13 protein-coding genes and 1 tRNA gene are annotated in these 16114 nt (G+C 38.2%); 11 read left to right on the forward strand and 3 right to left on the reverse strand.

The window, feature by feature from the left end:
- Positions 1 to 6 precede the first annotated feature (6 nt).
- The 11 genes from M2265_RS16595 to M2265_RS16645 all read left to right on the forward strand — a co-directional run bounded on the left by M2265_RS16595 (position 7) and on the right by M2265_RS16645 (position 13001).
- Positions 7 to 1020: a 2Fe-2S iron-sulfur cluster-binding protein gene (locus M2265_RS16595; protein ID WP_132769966.1), complete on the forward strand. Its 1014-nt coding sequence runs from the start codon at positions 7 to 9 to the stop codon at positions 1018 to 1020.
- Position 1021: 1 nt separating this feature from the next.
- Positions 1022 to 2062 (forward strand): NADH-quinone oxidoreductase subunit NuoH, encoded by a 1041-nt coding sequence (gene nuoH, locus M2265_RS16600; protein WP_021190698.1) that lies wholly within the window; start codon positions 1022 to 1024, stop codon positions 2060 to 2062.
- Positions 2063 to 2074: 12 nt separating this feature from the next.
- A complete protein-coding gene (locus M2265_RS16605) occupies positions 2075 to 2587 on the forward strand; it encodes a NuoI/complex I 23 kDa subunit family protein (protein WP_021190697.1) in 513 nt (170 codons plus the stop codon).
- Positions 2588 to 2597: 10 nt separating this feature from the next.
- Positions 2598 to 3095 (forward strand): NADH-quinone oxidoreductase subunit J, encoded by a 498-nt coding sequence (locus tag M2265_RS16610; protein WP_132769965.1) that lies wholly within the window; start codon positions 2598 to 2600, stop codon positions 3093 to 3095.
- Positions 3095 to 3424, forward strand: coding sequence for an NADH-quinone oxidoreductase subunit NuoK (gene nuoK / locus M2265_RS16615; RefSeq protein ID WP_132769964.1), 330 nt, complete (start codon positions 3095 to 3097; stop codon positions 3422 to 3424). Before M2265_RS16610 ends, nuoK begins: the two co-directional genes overlap by 1 nt.
- Positions 3425 to 3456: 32 nt before the next feature.
- Positions 3457 to 5376: an NADH-quinone oxidoreductase subunit L gene (gene nuoL / locus M2265_RS16620; protein WP_132769962.1), complete on the forward strand. Its 1920-nt coding sequence runs from the start codon at positions 3457 to 3459 to the stop codon at positions 5374 to 5376.
- Positions 5377 to 5401: 25 nt separating this feature from the next.
- Positions 5402 to 6847, forward strand: a complete 1446-nt coding sequence (locus M2265_RS16625) for a complex I subunit 4 family protein (RefSeq protein WP_132769961.1) — start codon at positions 5402 to 5404, stop codon at positions 6845 to 6847.
- Positions 6848 to 6883: 36 nt separating this feature from the next.
- Positions 6884 to 8263: an NADH-quinone oxidoreductase subunit N gene (locus M2265_RS16630; RefSeq protein ID WP_132769959.1), complete on the forward strand. Its 1380-nt coding sequence runs from the start codon at positions 6884 to 6886 to the stop codon at positions 8261 to 8263.
- Between the two features lie 127 nt (positions 8264 to 8390).
- Positions 8391 to 10928 carry a DUF5686 family protein gene (locus tag M2265_RS16635; RefSeq protein ID WP_132769958.1) on the forward strand — a complete coding sequence of 846 codons (2538 nt, stop codon included), beginning with the start codon at positions 8391 to 8393 and terminating at the stop codon, positions 10926 to 10928.
- A 5-nt stretch (positions 10929 to 10933) separates the two neighbouring features.
- Positions 10934 to 11707: an enoyl-CoA hydratase/isomerase family protein gene (locus M2265_RS16640; RefSeq protein WP_132769956.1), complete on the forward strand. Its 774-nt coding sequence runs from the start codon at positions 10934 to 10936 to the stop codon at positions 11705 to 11707.
- A gap of 184 nt (positions 11708 to 11891) precedes the next feature.
- Positions 11892 to 13001, forward strand: a complete 1110-nt coding sequence (locus M2265_RS16645; RefSeq protein ID WP_132769954.1) for an NAD(P)-binding domain-containing protein — start codon at positions 11892 to 11894, stop codon at positions 12999 to 13001.
- A gap of 125 nt (positions 13002 to 13126) precedes the next feature.
- Here the strand turns inward: M2265_RS16645 and M2265_RS16650 are convergent, their stop codons facing one another.
- The 3 genes from M2265_RS16650 to M2265_RS16660 all read right to left on the reverse strand — a co-directional run bounded on the left by M2265_RS16650 (position 13127) and on the right by M2265_RS16660 (position 16030).
- Complete coding sequence (locus tag M2265_RS16650; protein ID WP_132769952.1) at positions 13127 to 15043, reverse strand: peptide-N-glycosidase F-related protein; 1917 nt, start codon at positions 15041 to 15043, stop codon at positions 13127 to 13129.
- 138 nt (positions 15044 to 15181) lie between these two features.
- Positions 15182 to 15253: transfer RNA gene (locus M2265_RS16655), tRNA-Glu, on the reverse strand.
- Positions 15254 to 15388: 135 nt separating this feature from the next.
- Positions 15389 to 16030, reverse strand: a complete 642-nt coding sequence (locus M2265_RS16660) for a 4'-phosphopantetheinyl transferase family protein (RefSeq protein WP_132769950.1) — start codon at positions 16028 to 16030, stop codon at positions 15389 to 15391.
- Positions 16031 to 16114: the final 84 nt, after the last annotated feature.

The following is a 16114-nucleotide window of genomic DNA, read 5'->3' on the forward strand; positions in this document are numbered from 1 at the left end:
ACGAAGATGGCAGAAGAGGTTAAATTGAAAGTTATTATAGATGGTATTCCTGTAGAAGTTGCGCCAGGAACAACAATTTTGAATGCAGCACGTGAAATTGGTGGCGATATCGTTCCCCCAGCAATGTGCTATTATTCTAAGTTGGAAGGTACAGGTGGTAAATGCCGTACCTGCTTAGTGAAAGTTTCGAAGGGATCTGAAAAAGATCCACGTCCCATGCCTAAGTTGGTCGCCTCCTGCCGTACGACTGTGATGGATGGAATGGAAGTAGAGAACATCACTTCTCCAGATGTTGTGGAAGCAAGAAAAGCGATTGTGGAGATGTTGCTGATTAATCACCCTCTAGATTGTCCTGTTTGTGATCAGGCTGGAGAATGTAAATTGCAAGATTTAGGTTTTGAGCACGGCTCTGCGCAGACGCGATATGAGTTTGATCGAAGAACATTTGAACGTATTGATATAGGAGATAAAATTCAACTGCATATGAATCGATGCATTTTGTGCTATCGATGTGTGTTTGTTGCAGATCAGATTACTGATAAACGCGTGCACGGTATCATTGGTCGCGGAGATCATTCCGAAATCTCAACTTATATTCAAAATGTTGTAGAGAATGATTTTTCAGGAAATGTAATTGACGTTTGTCCTGTAGGGGCTTTAACTGATAAAACATTCCGCTTTAAAAATAGGGTTTGGTTTACAAAACCGGTAGATGCTCATCGCGATTGCCCAACGTGTTCGGGCAAGGTGACTTTATGGTACAAAGGACCTGACGTGATACGTGTCACTGCACGCAAAGATGAGTTTGGAGAGGTAGAAGAATTTATTTGTAATACCTGTCGGTATGATAAAAAAGAAACCATCGACTGGAAGTTAGAGGAACCGACCCCAATTAGTGACCAGTCTGTGATTGCATCTAATCATTATACACGCTTTAATCCACCAGCTGTTATCAAAATAGATCCTGTACTGCAGGAACAAAATTTAGAACAGTTGGCCAGAACAGAAAAATTGAAATAATATGGAGTTGTCATTTGTCATAGAAAAATTCGTCCTTGTTACTTTGGTTTTTGTGATCACGCTTGTGATTGCGATGTACTCAACATTGGCAGAACGTAAGATCGCCGGCTTTATGCAGGATCGTTATGGTCCGGATCGAGCGGGAATATTTGGTTTATTACAACCTTTATGTGATGGTGGTAAGTTTTTCTTTAAAGAGGAAATAATTCCCGCTGGAGCACACAAAGCCTTGTTTATTCTTGGGCCCACGATCGCTATTATTACTGCCTGCATTAGTTCTGCGGTGATACCTTGGGGGCAATCGTTAACGATTGGTGATCGCGTTATTTCACTGCAGGTTGCCGATGTCAATGTGGGCATTCTTTATATGTTTGGTGTTATTGCACTTGGTGTGTATGGTATTATGTTAGGTGGCTGGGCTTCGAATAATAAGTTTTCGCTTATGGGAGCTGTTAGAGCGGCTTCACAAAGTATCAGTTATGAGATTGCTATGGGGCTTTCAATTATAGCACTTTTGATGGTGACGCAATCGCTATCTTTAAGAGATATCGTTGCCCAGCAATCAGGTTTTTTAAATTGGAACATTTGGGCGCAACCTTTAGGATTTATCATTTTTATGGTTTGTGCTTTTGCTGAATGTAACCGTGTTCCCTTTGATTTACCAGAATGTGAGACCGAATTGGTCGGAGGTTATCATACCGAATATTCTTCCATGAAACTGGGACTGTACATGTTTTCAGAATATATCAATATGTTTGTGTCTTCAGCATTGATGGCCTCGTTATATTTCGGAGGATATAACTTCCCTTTCATGCACGACTTAGGACTGTCTGAAAATTGGATAACGATTATAGGCGTTCTCGCATTTTTCGTCAAAATATTTGCATTTATCTTCTTCTTTATGTGGGTGCGTTGGACTTTGCCACGATTCCGATATGATCAACTGATGAATTTAGGGTGGAAAATGCTGATTCCTTTAGCAATTGCAAATATTGTGTTGACGGGAATAATTACATTGATTAAGGATACATATTTTTCATAGAAAGGAACCGTTATGCAACCATTAAGTAATAGAAAAAAAGTTTTGGCGCAACAACCAATGAATTTTATGGAGCGGATCTATTTTCCAGCTATTATAAAAGGTTTGTCCATTACTCTAAAGCATTTTTTTAAGAAAATACCAACTGTTAAATATCCAGAGGAACAGCGTCCTTATTCTAAGAACTTTCGAGGACAACATTCTTTAAAGCGAGATGAAGAGGGACGTGAAAGATGTACAGCATGTGGTTTATGTGCCCTATCTTGTCCTGCGGAGGCCATTACTATGACTGCTGCCGAGAGAACTAACGAAGAAAAGGATTTGTATCGTGAAGAAAAATATGCCGCCGTGTATGAAATTAATATGTTGCGCTGTATTTTTTGTGGTCTATGTGAAGAGGCGTGCCCTAAAGAAGCCATTTATTTGGATGGTCCACATGTTACTGCCGATTATCTTCGTAAAGATTTTATTTATGGTAAGGATAAATTGGTAGAGCCAAAATTTGATATTACAAAATTGAATAGTTAACCACAAACCTATGACTGTTTTTTATTTAGTTGCTTTCTTATCGATTTTTTTCGCGCTGATGACCATCTTCACGAAAAATCCTGTGCATAGTGTTTTATATCTTGTGATTACGTTTTTCACGTTTACCATTCATTATATTTTACTTAATGCACAATTCCTTGCTGCGGTTAATTTTATCGTCTATATGGGGGCTATTATGGTTCTCTTTCTATTCGTGTTGATGTTACTGAATCTGAATAAGGATACGGAACCCATGAAATCAAATCTTGTAAAAATGATGGGTGTTATTGCAGGTTGTTGTCTTGTTGTTGTTCTTTTTGGTGCATTACGAGTTTTTGACATCTCCAATCCATTGGTCGCTAAAGATCCTGATATTGGGCTAGTGAAAAATTTGGGAAAAGTATTATTTAAAGAGTTTTTGCTCCCGTTTGAATTGTCTTCAATTCTTTTGTTAACGGCTATTATTGGAGCAGTATTATTGGGGAAAAAAGAACCAAAAAAAATATAATGGAAACAGCAGTTCAACAATTACAAGGTGTTCCTATAAATCATTATTTGATTTTTTGTGGATTGATTTTCGCCATTGGCGTGATCGGAGTATTGATACGTCGTAATGTTATCATTATGATGATGTCAATTGAATTGATGTTAAATGCAGTAAATCTCTTATTAGCGGCATTCTCTGTTCATCATGGTGATGCTTCGGGACAGGTTTTTGTATTTTTTATTATGGCTCTGGCAGCAGCCGAAGTGGCGGTGGGTCTAGCTATTATTATTATGGTGTATCGCAATACGAAGTCGATAGACATTGAATCACTACATAAACTTCGTTGGTAATTTAAAGCATTAAAAAAAGAAAGATATTAGCTATGCGTGATTTAATTTGGTTAATTCCTTTATTGCCGTTGATTGGTTTTGTCATCAATGGAATAGGACGACAGGTGCTTTCAAAAAGTTTAGTTGGATTTATCGGTAGCGGTACCGTATTTATTTCGTTTTTATTGAGCTGTACTCTTTTTGTATCCATTTATGAGGCGCGTGCACTTGGTGAAACAGGTAGGATTAGCCAACATATTTTTGATTGGATTAAAATCGGGAATTTGGAAGTCTCACTTTCCTTTTTAGTGGATCCTCTAAGTGCGATTATGTTATTAGTAGTAACAGGAATTGGCTTTTTGATACATATCTATTCGATAAGTTATATGCAACATGATGGAGGATTTGCAAAGTATTTTGCTTATTTAAATCTCTTTATCTTTTTCATGTTGATCTTAGTCATGGGATCCAATTATTTGGTCATGTTTATTGGTTGGGAAGGTGTTGGACTTTGTTCTTATTTACTGATCGGGTTTTGGTATAAAAACAGTGATTATGGTGCCGCGGCTAAGAAAGCATTTGTGATGAATCGTATCGGAGATTTAGGCTTCCTAATTGCGATCTTTTTTATCTTAAATACTTTTGGATCCTTGGAATTTTCCACCGTGTTTGAGTCAGCAAAAAGTTTCCCAATAGGAGATGTGACGATCTTAACGATTACGCTATTACTCTTTGTAGCAGCAACCGGTAAATCGGCTCAGATTCCTTTATTTACCTGGTTGCCCGATGCGATGGCTGGTCCAACTCCCGTTTCTGCTTTAATACACGCAGCAACGATGGTAACTGCAGGGATTTACATGATTGCCCGTTCAAATATTTTATTTGTATTATCTCCTTTGACGCTTCAGATCATTGCGATAATCGGCGTTTGTACCGCTCTATTTGCAGCAGCAACTGCACTGACACAGAATGATATTAAAAAAGTATTAGCCTATTCTACAGTATCCCAATTGGGTTATATGTTCTTGGGATTAGGAGTTGGTGCATTTACGGGTGCCTTCTTTCATGTTTTAACACATGCCTTTTTTAAGGCTTTACTATTCTTGGGTGCGGGCTCTGTGATACATGGCATGAGTGATGAGCAAGACATGCGAAAAATGGGAGGTCTTAAAAAGGCTTTACCCATCACGTATATGACCATGCTGATCGGTACCATTGCCATTTCAGGTATACCTCCATTTTCAGGTTTTTTCTCTAAAGATGAAATTTTAGCACATGCTTTTGCTGCTAATCCAGTTTACTGGGTACTAGGGTTTATCGGTGCTTTGATGACATCTTTTTATATGTTTAGGTTGATTTATTTGACTTTCTTTGGCTCTTTTAGAGGAACAGAAGAGCAAAAGCACCATCTCCACGAATCCCCTAAATCAATGACTTTGCCATTAATTGTTTTAGCCATATTAGCTATCTTCGGTGGTGTGCTTAATCTTCCTGAGGTATTAGGAGGTCAAACTTGGCTAGCAACATTTCTGTCTCCTGTCTTTGCTGATGGAGCAAGTTTGCAACATATTCATACAATAACTCACAGTACTGAATATATGTTGATGGGAGTTTCTGTTGTGGGGGTTTTGGTCATGGCATTTGTTGCCTATAACAAATATGTGAAACAGGGATCGGTGCCTGAACATAACCAGGTGACCAGAACAGGTCTTGCAAAACTTTCTTACCATAAGTTTTATGTGGATGAGATTTATGAATTATTAATTATAAAACCGATTAATTGGCTTTCCGTATTTCTAGCAAGAATAGTTGATGGCTTAGGAATAGACGGTTTAGTCAATGGAATTGGTAAATCGTCCTTTATGACTGGAAAAGGAGTTCGCCTTTTACAAAGTGGAAATGTAGGTTTCTATCTTTTACTGATGGTCGTTGGAGCGATAGCCATCTTTTTATACGGTTTATTGAGTTTTTAACATTGTAATAGCTATTTGATCATCAATGGATAACCTATTTTTACTTATTCTAACTCCTATTATCGGTGCTATTTTTTTGTCCTTTGTATGTGAACATACACTAGCGAAAAGAGGGGCACTGGTACTGTCTTTGATTACGCTGGGTCTGACTATTCCTTTTATCTGTCAATTCAATCCTGAAGGCGACTTTAATTATGAACAGTCTTATCCTTGGATAACTGCTTTTGGTGTTAACTTCCATATTGGGGTTGATGGTATTAGCTTGCCTTTGTTAGTCCTGACTAATTTTTTAGTGCCACTCATTGTTCTCACAACTTTTAAGAAAGCCTTTAAAGGCAATTTCTATGCTTTAATGTTTTTTATGCAAAGTGGTTTGATGTTGGTTTTTTCTGCTATGGATGCTTTCACATTTTATGTGGGCTGGGAAGTTGCATTGATTCCGATCTATTTTATATGTGCTCTTTGGGGAGACGGTGACCGTATCCGGGTCAATTTGAAATTCTTTATCTATACTTTCTTTGGCAGTTTATTGATGCTGGTTGCGATTTTATATCTACACCAGCAAGTCGCGACTAATGATTTTGAATGGCATTCATTTGTTTCCCTAGATTTAGAAGCATCTACACAACGGTGGATATTTTGGGCTTTCTTTATTGCTTTTGCAATAAAAATTCCAATTTTCCCTTTTCATACATGGCAACCATCAACGTATACACATGCTCCTGCGGCGGGAACGATGCTTTTGGCCGGAATTATGTTAAAAATGGGTGTCTATGGTTTAATGCGCTGGCTTTTGCCTGTTGTACCTGAAGCGGTTGCTATATACGGTCAGCTTGCTATGATTTTATGTGTTTTTGCAGTTGTGTACGCGTCGATTATTGCGATACAGCAACAAGATTCGAAACGACTTATTGCTTATTCTTCTATTGCTCACGTTGGACTAATTAGTGCTGGGGTATTTACTTGGAATGTCACCGGAATGAGTGGTGCCATGATCCAAATGATCAACCATGGAGTTTCTGTTGTCGGATTATTTTTTGTACTGGATATTATTCAGGATCGTACCGGATCAAGAGATTTACGAGAATTGGGCGGTATAGCTAAGAAAGCGCCGCGCTTAGCCATCGTATTTTTAATTATTATCATGGGAGCTATCGGTTTACCATTGACAAATGGTTTTATTGGAGAGTTTTTGCTTTTGAAGGGGATCTATGAATATAGTGTTTGGTTTGCTGTTTTTGGTGGATTGACACTAATTCTTGGAGCTGTTTACATGCTTCGTTTATATCAAAAAACAATGCTTGGCACCACGTCCGAAAGAACAGCGCATTTTGTTGATATTTCTGGTGTCGAATTGTATACTTTGATCATCATTTCAGCAGTGATTATTTATTTAGGAATTTTTCCAAACAGCTTATTGCATATTTCTTCAGCGTCTGTATCCGTTTTGGCTACGTTTCTAGGGAGATAATTTTAGACTTAAACTTTACGAATAATAGATTCGATTATGGGGGCGATTATTACATTATCAATATTAGCATTATTGGTACTTTACTTAGGATTATTTAAGGCAAATAAATCATTATTACCGGTAGGTTTAGTGGGCCTGCTTGTTGTCATTGGACTATTAATTAAAGATTGGAAAATAGATGCATCTCCATTATACAATGGGATGATCTTATTTGATCACTATGCTATTGCTTTTTCAATATTATGTACTTTCGTGACAATATTGGTTTTTATACTATCTAAAGGATATTTCACGTCTTCAAGTGATCATGTGGCTGAATATTATACTTTATTGTTGTTCTCATTGCTTGGGGCTGTTCTGGTTAGTAGTTATCACAATTTAGCCTTATTGTTTCTAGGGATAGAGATCATGTCTGTTGCGCTTTATATCTTGGTCGGAATACGTAAGAAAGATCCAGCTTCCAATGAAGCGGCGATCAAATATTTTATCATGGGGGCATTCTCTACGGGATTTTTATTATTGGGAATAACCCTCTTGTATGGCGCATCCGGATCTTTTGATCTGATGATGATCAGAGACTATGTAACAGCGCATCCGGGTGCCATATCACCTTTATTTTACGGAGGAGTGTTGTTGATGATTATCGGTCTGACTTTTAAAGTTGGTGCAGCTCCCTTTCACTTCTGGACGGCAGATGTATATGATGGGGCACCGATCTTAATTACGAGCTTTATGAGCACAGTGGTTAAAGTAGCATCCTTCGCGGGCCTATTAAGATTATTTACCTTTTCGCTTTTGCCACTGCAAGATTTTTGGACACCTATATTTTTAGGAATTGTCGTGCTTACATTATTTATTGGTAATCTTTCAGCTTTAATGCAATCCTCATTTAAGAGGATGTTAGCTTACTCAAGTATTTCACATGCTGGTTATATGCTTTTTGCGGTGATTGGTATTGGAGCTAGCTCTGCGAATTCAATTTTTGTTTATGGAGCTTCTTATTCTTTGGCTACTGTTACTGCCTTTGCAGCTTTGATTTTAGTAAAACGAGCTGTTGGCTCAGATCATTTCGAATCATTCAATGGGTTGGCGAAAAAGAATCCTTATTTAGCAGCAATCCTCACTATTGCCATGTTGTCTTTAGCCGGTATTCCGTTAACAGCAGGTTTCATCGGCAAATTTATGATGTTCAGTTCAGTGATGGCTCAATACCATATTGTATTACTACTAATTGCGGTTTTAAATGCTGCGATTGCGGTGTATTATTATTTAAAAGTGGTTGTAGCGATGTATTTCAGGACTGCAGAGGGGAAAACTATACTAATAAATGCCAATTACGTTATTCTATTTATTGTTACTACTGTTTTAACGATTTTAATCGGAGTCTATCCGAATTGCTTTATGGAGTTAATTTAAAGGGAGGTTAATTAATATACTTAATGCATAGTTTGTAAAAACTATGCATTTTTTATTTTGATTTCATGCCTTATAATTTAAAGACAAATTGTATATTGTCAGTAGGAATAAGTAATTGCTGATATTCATGAAGTTTTTAATACCGATTATAACTATAATAAAAAGACTTTTTATTATTGCTGTTGTGCTGGGTATTTTAACAAGCCTAGGATTTGCGCAGCGAAATGTTAAAGGTCGTGTCATTGACGGTAAAACTGGAAAAGGAATCCCTTTAGCTAGTATCTCCTGGAGCGGTCATAGTGGAGGCACTTCGGCAGATACACTTGGTAATTTCAATATTGTGCTCCGGAATGAATATGACCAGATTGCCTTTCGGGCAGTTGGTTATGAGATTAAATTAATTGATCTTAATGAGGTTCAAGATTCGGTATTAAATGTATTACTATTTGGCAAAGACAATAAAATCGGGGAGGTTGTGGTCAATGCTAAAGGGCGAAAATATAAAGACCCTGCCTTAGCACTGATTGAAAACGTCATTTCTCATAAGGATGCAAATCATATCTCCAGATTAAATCATATTCAATATGAGGAATATGAAAAATCACAATTTGGTACTGTAGATTTTAAAGTAAAGCCAGGAAGATTGCCAGGTAAATTAAGATTTCTGTTTGAAAATAAAGATACAGTTAGCATACCCGGGAGTTCTATTTTACCTTTTTTCTTAGAAGAAAGTGTCTCAGAAGTCTATTCTACCTTTAAACCTTCGCGGAAGAAAAAGATTATTACAGGACATAAGGTTACAGAATTAAACAAGCGTTATATCAATAATGCCAATATCCAAAGTTATTTTCAAGATCAATTTCGAAATATTGATCTCTACGAGAATAATATCCAGCTGATAAGTAAAGCCTTTTTAAGTCCGATAGCCGGTAATGCTCCTTCTTATTATAAGTATACAATTAGGGATACGTTAGTTAAAGATGGTGTACGCTATATCGAATTGCATTTTGAAGCAAAATCAAAGATGGACGTGCTGTTTAAGGGATCAATATGGGTCTCCGATGATGACCGTTATGCCGTTTATTACGCAGAAATGGAACTTGGTGAAGAGGCCAATATTAATTGGGTTAATGGAATTAATATAGGTCTTGAGTTTGAAAAGCATCCTGCGGGACAAATGTTGCCTAAACGCGCTAACCTACAGATTTTATTTGGAACAGATAAGGGGAATGCGCTGTACGGGAAAAAGGAAACTTATTTTTCGAAATATAAAGATGAAACGATAAGTGATGACCTATTTAAAGGTATTCCGATTGAGAAGCGTTATCTTGAACAAAAAGATTCTGTACAATGGGATCGGGTTAGAGTAGTGCCGCTTACAGAAACTGAAGCTAAGACTTACGTCAATATTGATTCTCTTTCAGAAATGAAATCGATTAATCGATTAATCTCAATTGGATATTTTTTAGTAAGAAGTTATTATAATGTTGGAAAATTTGAGTTTGGTCCTTTAGAATATACCTATAGTTTTAATGAAATAGAAGGAAGCAGAATTCGATTAGGGGGTAGAACAACTGAATTGCTTTCGAATAAATTCTTTTTTGAGGGCTATGTCGCCTATGGTACCCGAGATCAGGAATTTAAATATTACCTCAACGTAGCACAGTCTTTAAATGGAAAATCTATCGTACAGTTTCCTGCCCACTATCTGTCGGCAACGATTCAACATGATGTGATGGAACCTGGTAGGGGTTTAAGCTACCTGAAGGGCGATGGTTTTTTTCAGTCCTTTCGAAAGAATAAACCTACCAAATGGTTGTGGAATGATATTTACCGTCTTGAACATTTAATTGAATTTGGAAATCATTTTAGTGTGAGTACCATGTTGACAAGACATGAAAGACAGGCCGCTGGGACATTGTCTTTTGTGACAGGAAATGCTTCGCCAGATACGATTGCAGCGATTAATACAAATGATATACAGATCAAATTACGATGGGCACCGGGAGAACAGTTCTATTATAGAAATTTAGAGCGGACGCAGATCCGGAATAAATTTCCGATTCTGACTTTGCAATATAACAAAGGATTAGATGGTTTCTGGAATGCAAATCAACGCTATGATGCTTTGAGGTTTAAGATCTTTAAAAAGATATTTATGTCTCCCGCAGGAACAGCTGATATCGAATTTAGTGCTGGTAAGATATGGGGCTCTATTTATTATCCATTGTTAGAGATGCCAGATATTCAAACGGATAAATCGGGTCCTTTACAAAATTTTGATTTGATATCAAATATGGAATTTGTTGCAGATCGTTTTGTGAAGCTTGCTTATTATCACCATTGGGATGGCTACATATTCAACAGGATCCCATTATTGCAACGGTTAAAGTGGCGCGAGGTGACAGGTTTCAAGTTTTACTATGGACAAATCAGTGATCGAAATAATCCGGAATTTAATAAGAATCAGATTCAGTTTGACCGTGATGACGATGGTCTTGTTAAAACTCGGGTTATGGGCAATCAACCTTACATGGAGGGAATAGTAGGTATTGACAATATTTTTAAAATTTTTCGAGTTGAATATAAAAGAAGATTAACGTATTTAAATTATCCAAATGTATCCCGTGATACCTATGGTGTATCACTTCATTTAAATTTTTAGAATTTATGGAATATCAACATCTCTTATATCAAGTGGATAAGCATATTGCTTACATTACAATCAACAGAGCATCGGCATTGAATGCTTTGAACCAACAAACATTGACAGAGCTAGAGGCAACGCTTCTCGAAGCAAAGAAGGATCATGATGTCAAAGGAATTATTATTACCGGCGCAGGTGAGAAAGCATTTGTAGCAGGGGCTGATATTAAAGAATTTGTAGATTTAAGTGAGGCCGAAGCTAAACTTCTTTCACAAAAGGGTCATTATATTTTTACGGAATTGATCGAACAATCACCGAAACCTGTCATCGCCGCAATAAATGGATTTGCGCTAGGAGGTGGTTTAGAATTAGCGCTTGCCTGTCATATGCGCTTTGCTTCAGCAAATGCAAAACTAGGTCTTCCAGAGGTTTCTTTAGGTCTTCTACCAGGTTATGGCGGCACACAAAGATTGACACAATTGGTAGGACGCGGACGTGCATTACAGATGATCCTGACAGCCGATATGATCAGTGCTGAAGAGGGACTGAGAATAGGACTGATCAATGAGGTGCTGGATGCTGCTGATTTGATGGATCGGGTAGTGGAGGTTTTGGAACGCATATTCTCTCGGTCAGGTACGGCTGTGGCAGCAGCTATAGATGCGGTAAATGCATCAAATGAACAAACAAGAGATGGCTATCAGGTGGAGATTAATCATTTTGCTGAACTTTTTGTAACGAGTGATTTTAAAGAAGGTGTTGATGCCTTTTTAACCAAGAGAAAGCCAAACTTCTAGTTATTATTTGTACTTATAGCCTCTTCTCTACGAATGGTAACATGGTTTTACGGTAGAACAGTAGCGATAAAATTTGTCCAAAAAAAATTAATTTCCTATTTATATGCTGTATATTGTAGAGAGGAGAAATTGTACTAAGCCTTGAAATGTCTAAAGTGCCCAAATTGTATCAAAAATAATCAGAATGGAAGCTCATAAAACACTAAAAAATACGCGTCCGGATTTTTTCTACAAGGTAGATATTGTTGTTATTGGTGCAGGGCAGGCGGGTTTATCTGCGGCCTATTATCTGAAAAAAGCAGGAATCGAACCTGGAAAAGGTTTTGTCGTTTTGGATGATGAGTTTGCTGCAGGTGGCGCTTGGCAACATCGCTGGGATTCATTAACGCTTGATAATGTTAATGGGATTAATGATCTTCCAGGAATGGGATTTTCAGATGCTGTAGATACCATGGATACTACACTGCAAGCGAATACCGCTATTCCGAAATATTACGAGCTGTATGAAAAAAAGTTTGAACTTCCGATTATTCGTCCTATAAGGGTGAGTGAAGTAACAGCGCGTAATGGACGATTTATGATACATACAAATGGTATTCAATTTAGTGCTCGCGGATTGATAAATGCAACCGGAACTTGGAAAACTCCCAATTGCCCCAAGTATCCGGGCTGGGAAAAGTTTAAAGGCAGACAGCTGCACACTGGAGAATATATAAATGCGGATGAGTTTATTGGAAAGCATGTTATCGTTGTAGGTGGCGGAATCTCAGCCATTCAACTGCTGGGTGAAATTTCTCAAGTTACCCAGACCACATGGGTAACCCGTAAACCTGTAGATTTTAGAAAAGATGAATTCACTCCCGATGTGGGAAGGGAGGCTGTTGCTCTGGTAGAAAAAAGAGTGCGTGAAGGTTTACCTCCAAACTCGGTTGTATCGGTCACAGGCTTGCCTCTTACACCAGCTATTGAAAAAATGTTACGTGATGGTGTTCTGGATCGTAAGCCGATGTTTAAAGAGATCACAGAAACAGGTGTCAGGTGGGAAGATGGAACGACTTTGGATGCTGCTGTTATTTTTTGGAATACCGGTTTTAAACACTCTCTGGATCACCTTGCTCCACTGGGTTTGATCAACGATAAGGGTGGTATCGAGCTATCAGGAAGATTGGCCACGCAGGTTACAAAAGATCCACGCATTCACTTAACGGGCTACGGTCCGTCAGCTTCTACAATTGGAGCTAATCGTGCTGGAGGGGCAGCTGCAAGAGAGTTAATTGCATATTTAAAGTTGTGAGCGACTATTTGACCTAGCAAAGAGTAATACAAGATGTTATGAAAGTATATACCATCTAAAAAAAGCGACGGCTAGGTCGCTTTTTTTAGATGGGCAAGTTGAAGATTGTAACTTCTTTCCTACTATTATCTTTTGTTGATGCGGCCTTTAAATTGGCTAATACCATCCATAAAGGCTTCTAAAATTATTCTTCCTGAAGGGAGGTGTTTAAGATCATAGTCGAATGTAGCATTTTTAATAGCTTTATACTCATGTTTCTGCCATACGGTGCCATCAACAGTGATCTGCACGGTCATATCGCTTGGTTTATTGGATACGACATTTAATTGCGTATTGTCGACCACTGATCTTGGATAGAGAGAAAAGGCGTATCTGCCTGTTGTGGTATTGAATTCTAACCCCTTCACAGCATTGAAACTGAACATTTCACCGATCCCGCAATCGCTTTCGAATGCATGGATCAAATTTCCTTTTAGATCAAATATGCGAAGATGACCATCTCCATTTGCCGGCTGTGCCCAGAATTGTAATCCATTGCTTGCAGTATCGATGAGACGTAGTGAATGTTTACCTTCCGAGAGGTGTATCGTATCTGTGTATAAGGTCACAGGTTCTAATTGCGTTGCGGTTTTTTGAAAGATTGTATCTTGTTTAGCATTTAAAAGGAAAATGCTGTTGTCTTTAGGCTTATTATTCGTTAAAAACTGTAGAACAAAAGTTGCTGGAAATTTCTGTGCAGCAGTAAAGGTGGCTTGCATGTTATTGTCTCCGGACCAAGCATCTTTCTTTCCGTTGGGTTGATTAAGCGTGACAAGAAATACATTTTCGCCATCTTTTTCCTGAATCTCCCCGGGGAGTATCACTTCGGCAACTTGATTGAAAGGAAGATTTCCTTTCCAATGGAATGTTTTAGTCGGAAAACCCTGTGTTCCATATACAATAGTGAGTGAACGAACAGGGTCTGAACCTAAGTTTCTAAACATTATCCGAGGGCCTGAGCTAGCCGGATTTAAACGGGAAAATCGTTGTTCATCATTGGGAACCATTATAGCTTCCACAGAGACATCTGTTTTTTGATTCGGGGCGGTGTACTCAAACAAATACGCGGCTATATTTTCAGCAGCCTGTATGTTGTCGGTGGCTGTATAAGGCTCCATTAATAAAGATACTTGATGACTGCCTGGCTTTGTCCATACATCGATCACATCAGGTTGTTGTAGGTCGCCCGGACACCAGTACGCCCGGTCAAATATCCAGGTACCACCTTGTGGGTAAAGTGGGTTGTCGCCACATTTTTTCCACATATCACGTTTATCAACGATTTTTCCGTCTACAGAAATTTCGCGCCAGCGGCTGCAAAACTCACTGCAGCCACGTGGTTTGTCCATTCCATGACCGGTATGCTGTATGCGTATTCTGCTTAATGCCGTTCCAGCTGTAGACTCATAATTTACCGGTAAAAGGTTATCCTCAATCTTCTCGTTGGGATCTCCATATTTATAGGCCTTATTCCATAAAGGTTTTATACCAAGTGGTGTAACAACAGGAGGACCGGATAAGATCTCAAAATCTATCGTAAGCGCCCAACCGACTGTTTTATCTTCAAAGCCTGAATGCACATATACAATTTCCACACTATCTCGGAGAAACGGGGCGAAGTCTGTGACATCAACCTGCCATTTCCAGTTCCATCCTTTGTTGTAAATACTGCCATATGGTGTAAGCATCCTACCCAGTTCATAGTTAAGTTCAGAACCATTTGTACCGCCTTTGCGACGCAATATAATATGATCCAAATAATCCCAGTGGGCAGTATGGAGACTATCGGGGCTTCCCAAGGTAACGTGCATGGTTATTTTTCTGATGGAAGCATCTGTTTTAGGAAATAGACCCCATGCAGGGTATGGCTTTTCTCCTTTAATGGGATCGCAAATAATAGTCGCACGGTTATGCGTAACAATGTGGCTTATCGCTGGCTTTTGAGCAACGGCTCTATAACAGATGATGAGACAAAATAGGGTTAGGAAAGATTTTATGTTCATTAATTTGAAAAAATATTATTTAAGAAACTGCATAAAGATAAGATGTTTTACGCAATCTTATTACGAGGAAGGTGTGGCATTATTTGCATCTCAAATTTTGATCAATAAAAAAAGCGACTCTTTTGAAGTCGCTTTTCGTAGCCCGTAGGGGAATCGAACCCCTGTTTCTAGAATGAAAATCTAACGTCCTAACCCCTAGACGAACGGGCCATTTGTTTATTAATGTGATGCAAAGATAAGCGCATTTTTTACTCTTGCAAAATAAATGTACTCTCTTTTACGTAACTCTTTGAATTTGAATAAAATTATTTTTTTACAAGGTCTTTATTTGAGGGTAAATCAAGCTTATTCGACCACATAAGCTAGTAAATACGCATTGAACTTCTCATAATGAACATCGAAGTGACAATCGTGATATTCACTTTTTAAATGTAATTTCAAAATTCCTTCATCCTGATATTGAAAAGGAGCAATGGTCATATTATGTAGAAAGGAGACGCCACTATTACCCTGCAATTTATACACAGCCTCTTTAGCACTCCAACAAGCATAGAGCTGCGCTATACGGTTTTCGCCCGAGGTGATAAAGTCCAGTTCTTCTTCTTTTAAGAATTTATGTGCAATGCGCTCCACTTTAGATTTGATAAGCTCCATATCAATACCTACCTCGCCCACCGAACTGATGATCGCTCCCGCATAATCAAAAGAATGAGTGAGTGATATTTTTTGCGGAAAATTAGCTAGGTATGGTTTTCCATTTGCATCAGAAGGACAATCAATATAAGAAGTCGTGTTTAATAACGTGCGTAAAAGGACGCGTGTGGCGAGCCAATGTAAACGACGTTTGCCATTGGATAGGCTGATGAGTTTCTGTTCTTCTAATGCGTCTAATTGCAGTTGATTAGACAATGTTTGTTCATCTTCTTCAATACGCCAAATTGCAAATTTGGTATGCTGATCCAATTCTCGTAGGTATACTAAGCTCATAATCAAACTTAGTTAAATTTGTTTTCATTTAAAAGGAGCTTCGTCTGTAAATAAGCGGTTTTTCAGCTTTATTTTTTGATATGA

This window comes from Sphingobacterium kitahiroshimense, assembly GCF_025961315.1.
Taxonomy (GTDB): domain Bacteria; phylum Bacteroidota; class Bacteroidia; order Sphingobacteriales; family Sphingobacteriaceae; genus Sphingobacterium; species Sphingobacterium anhuiense.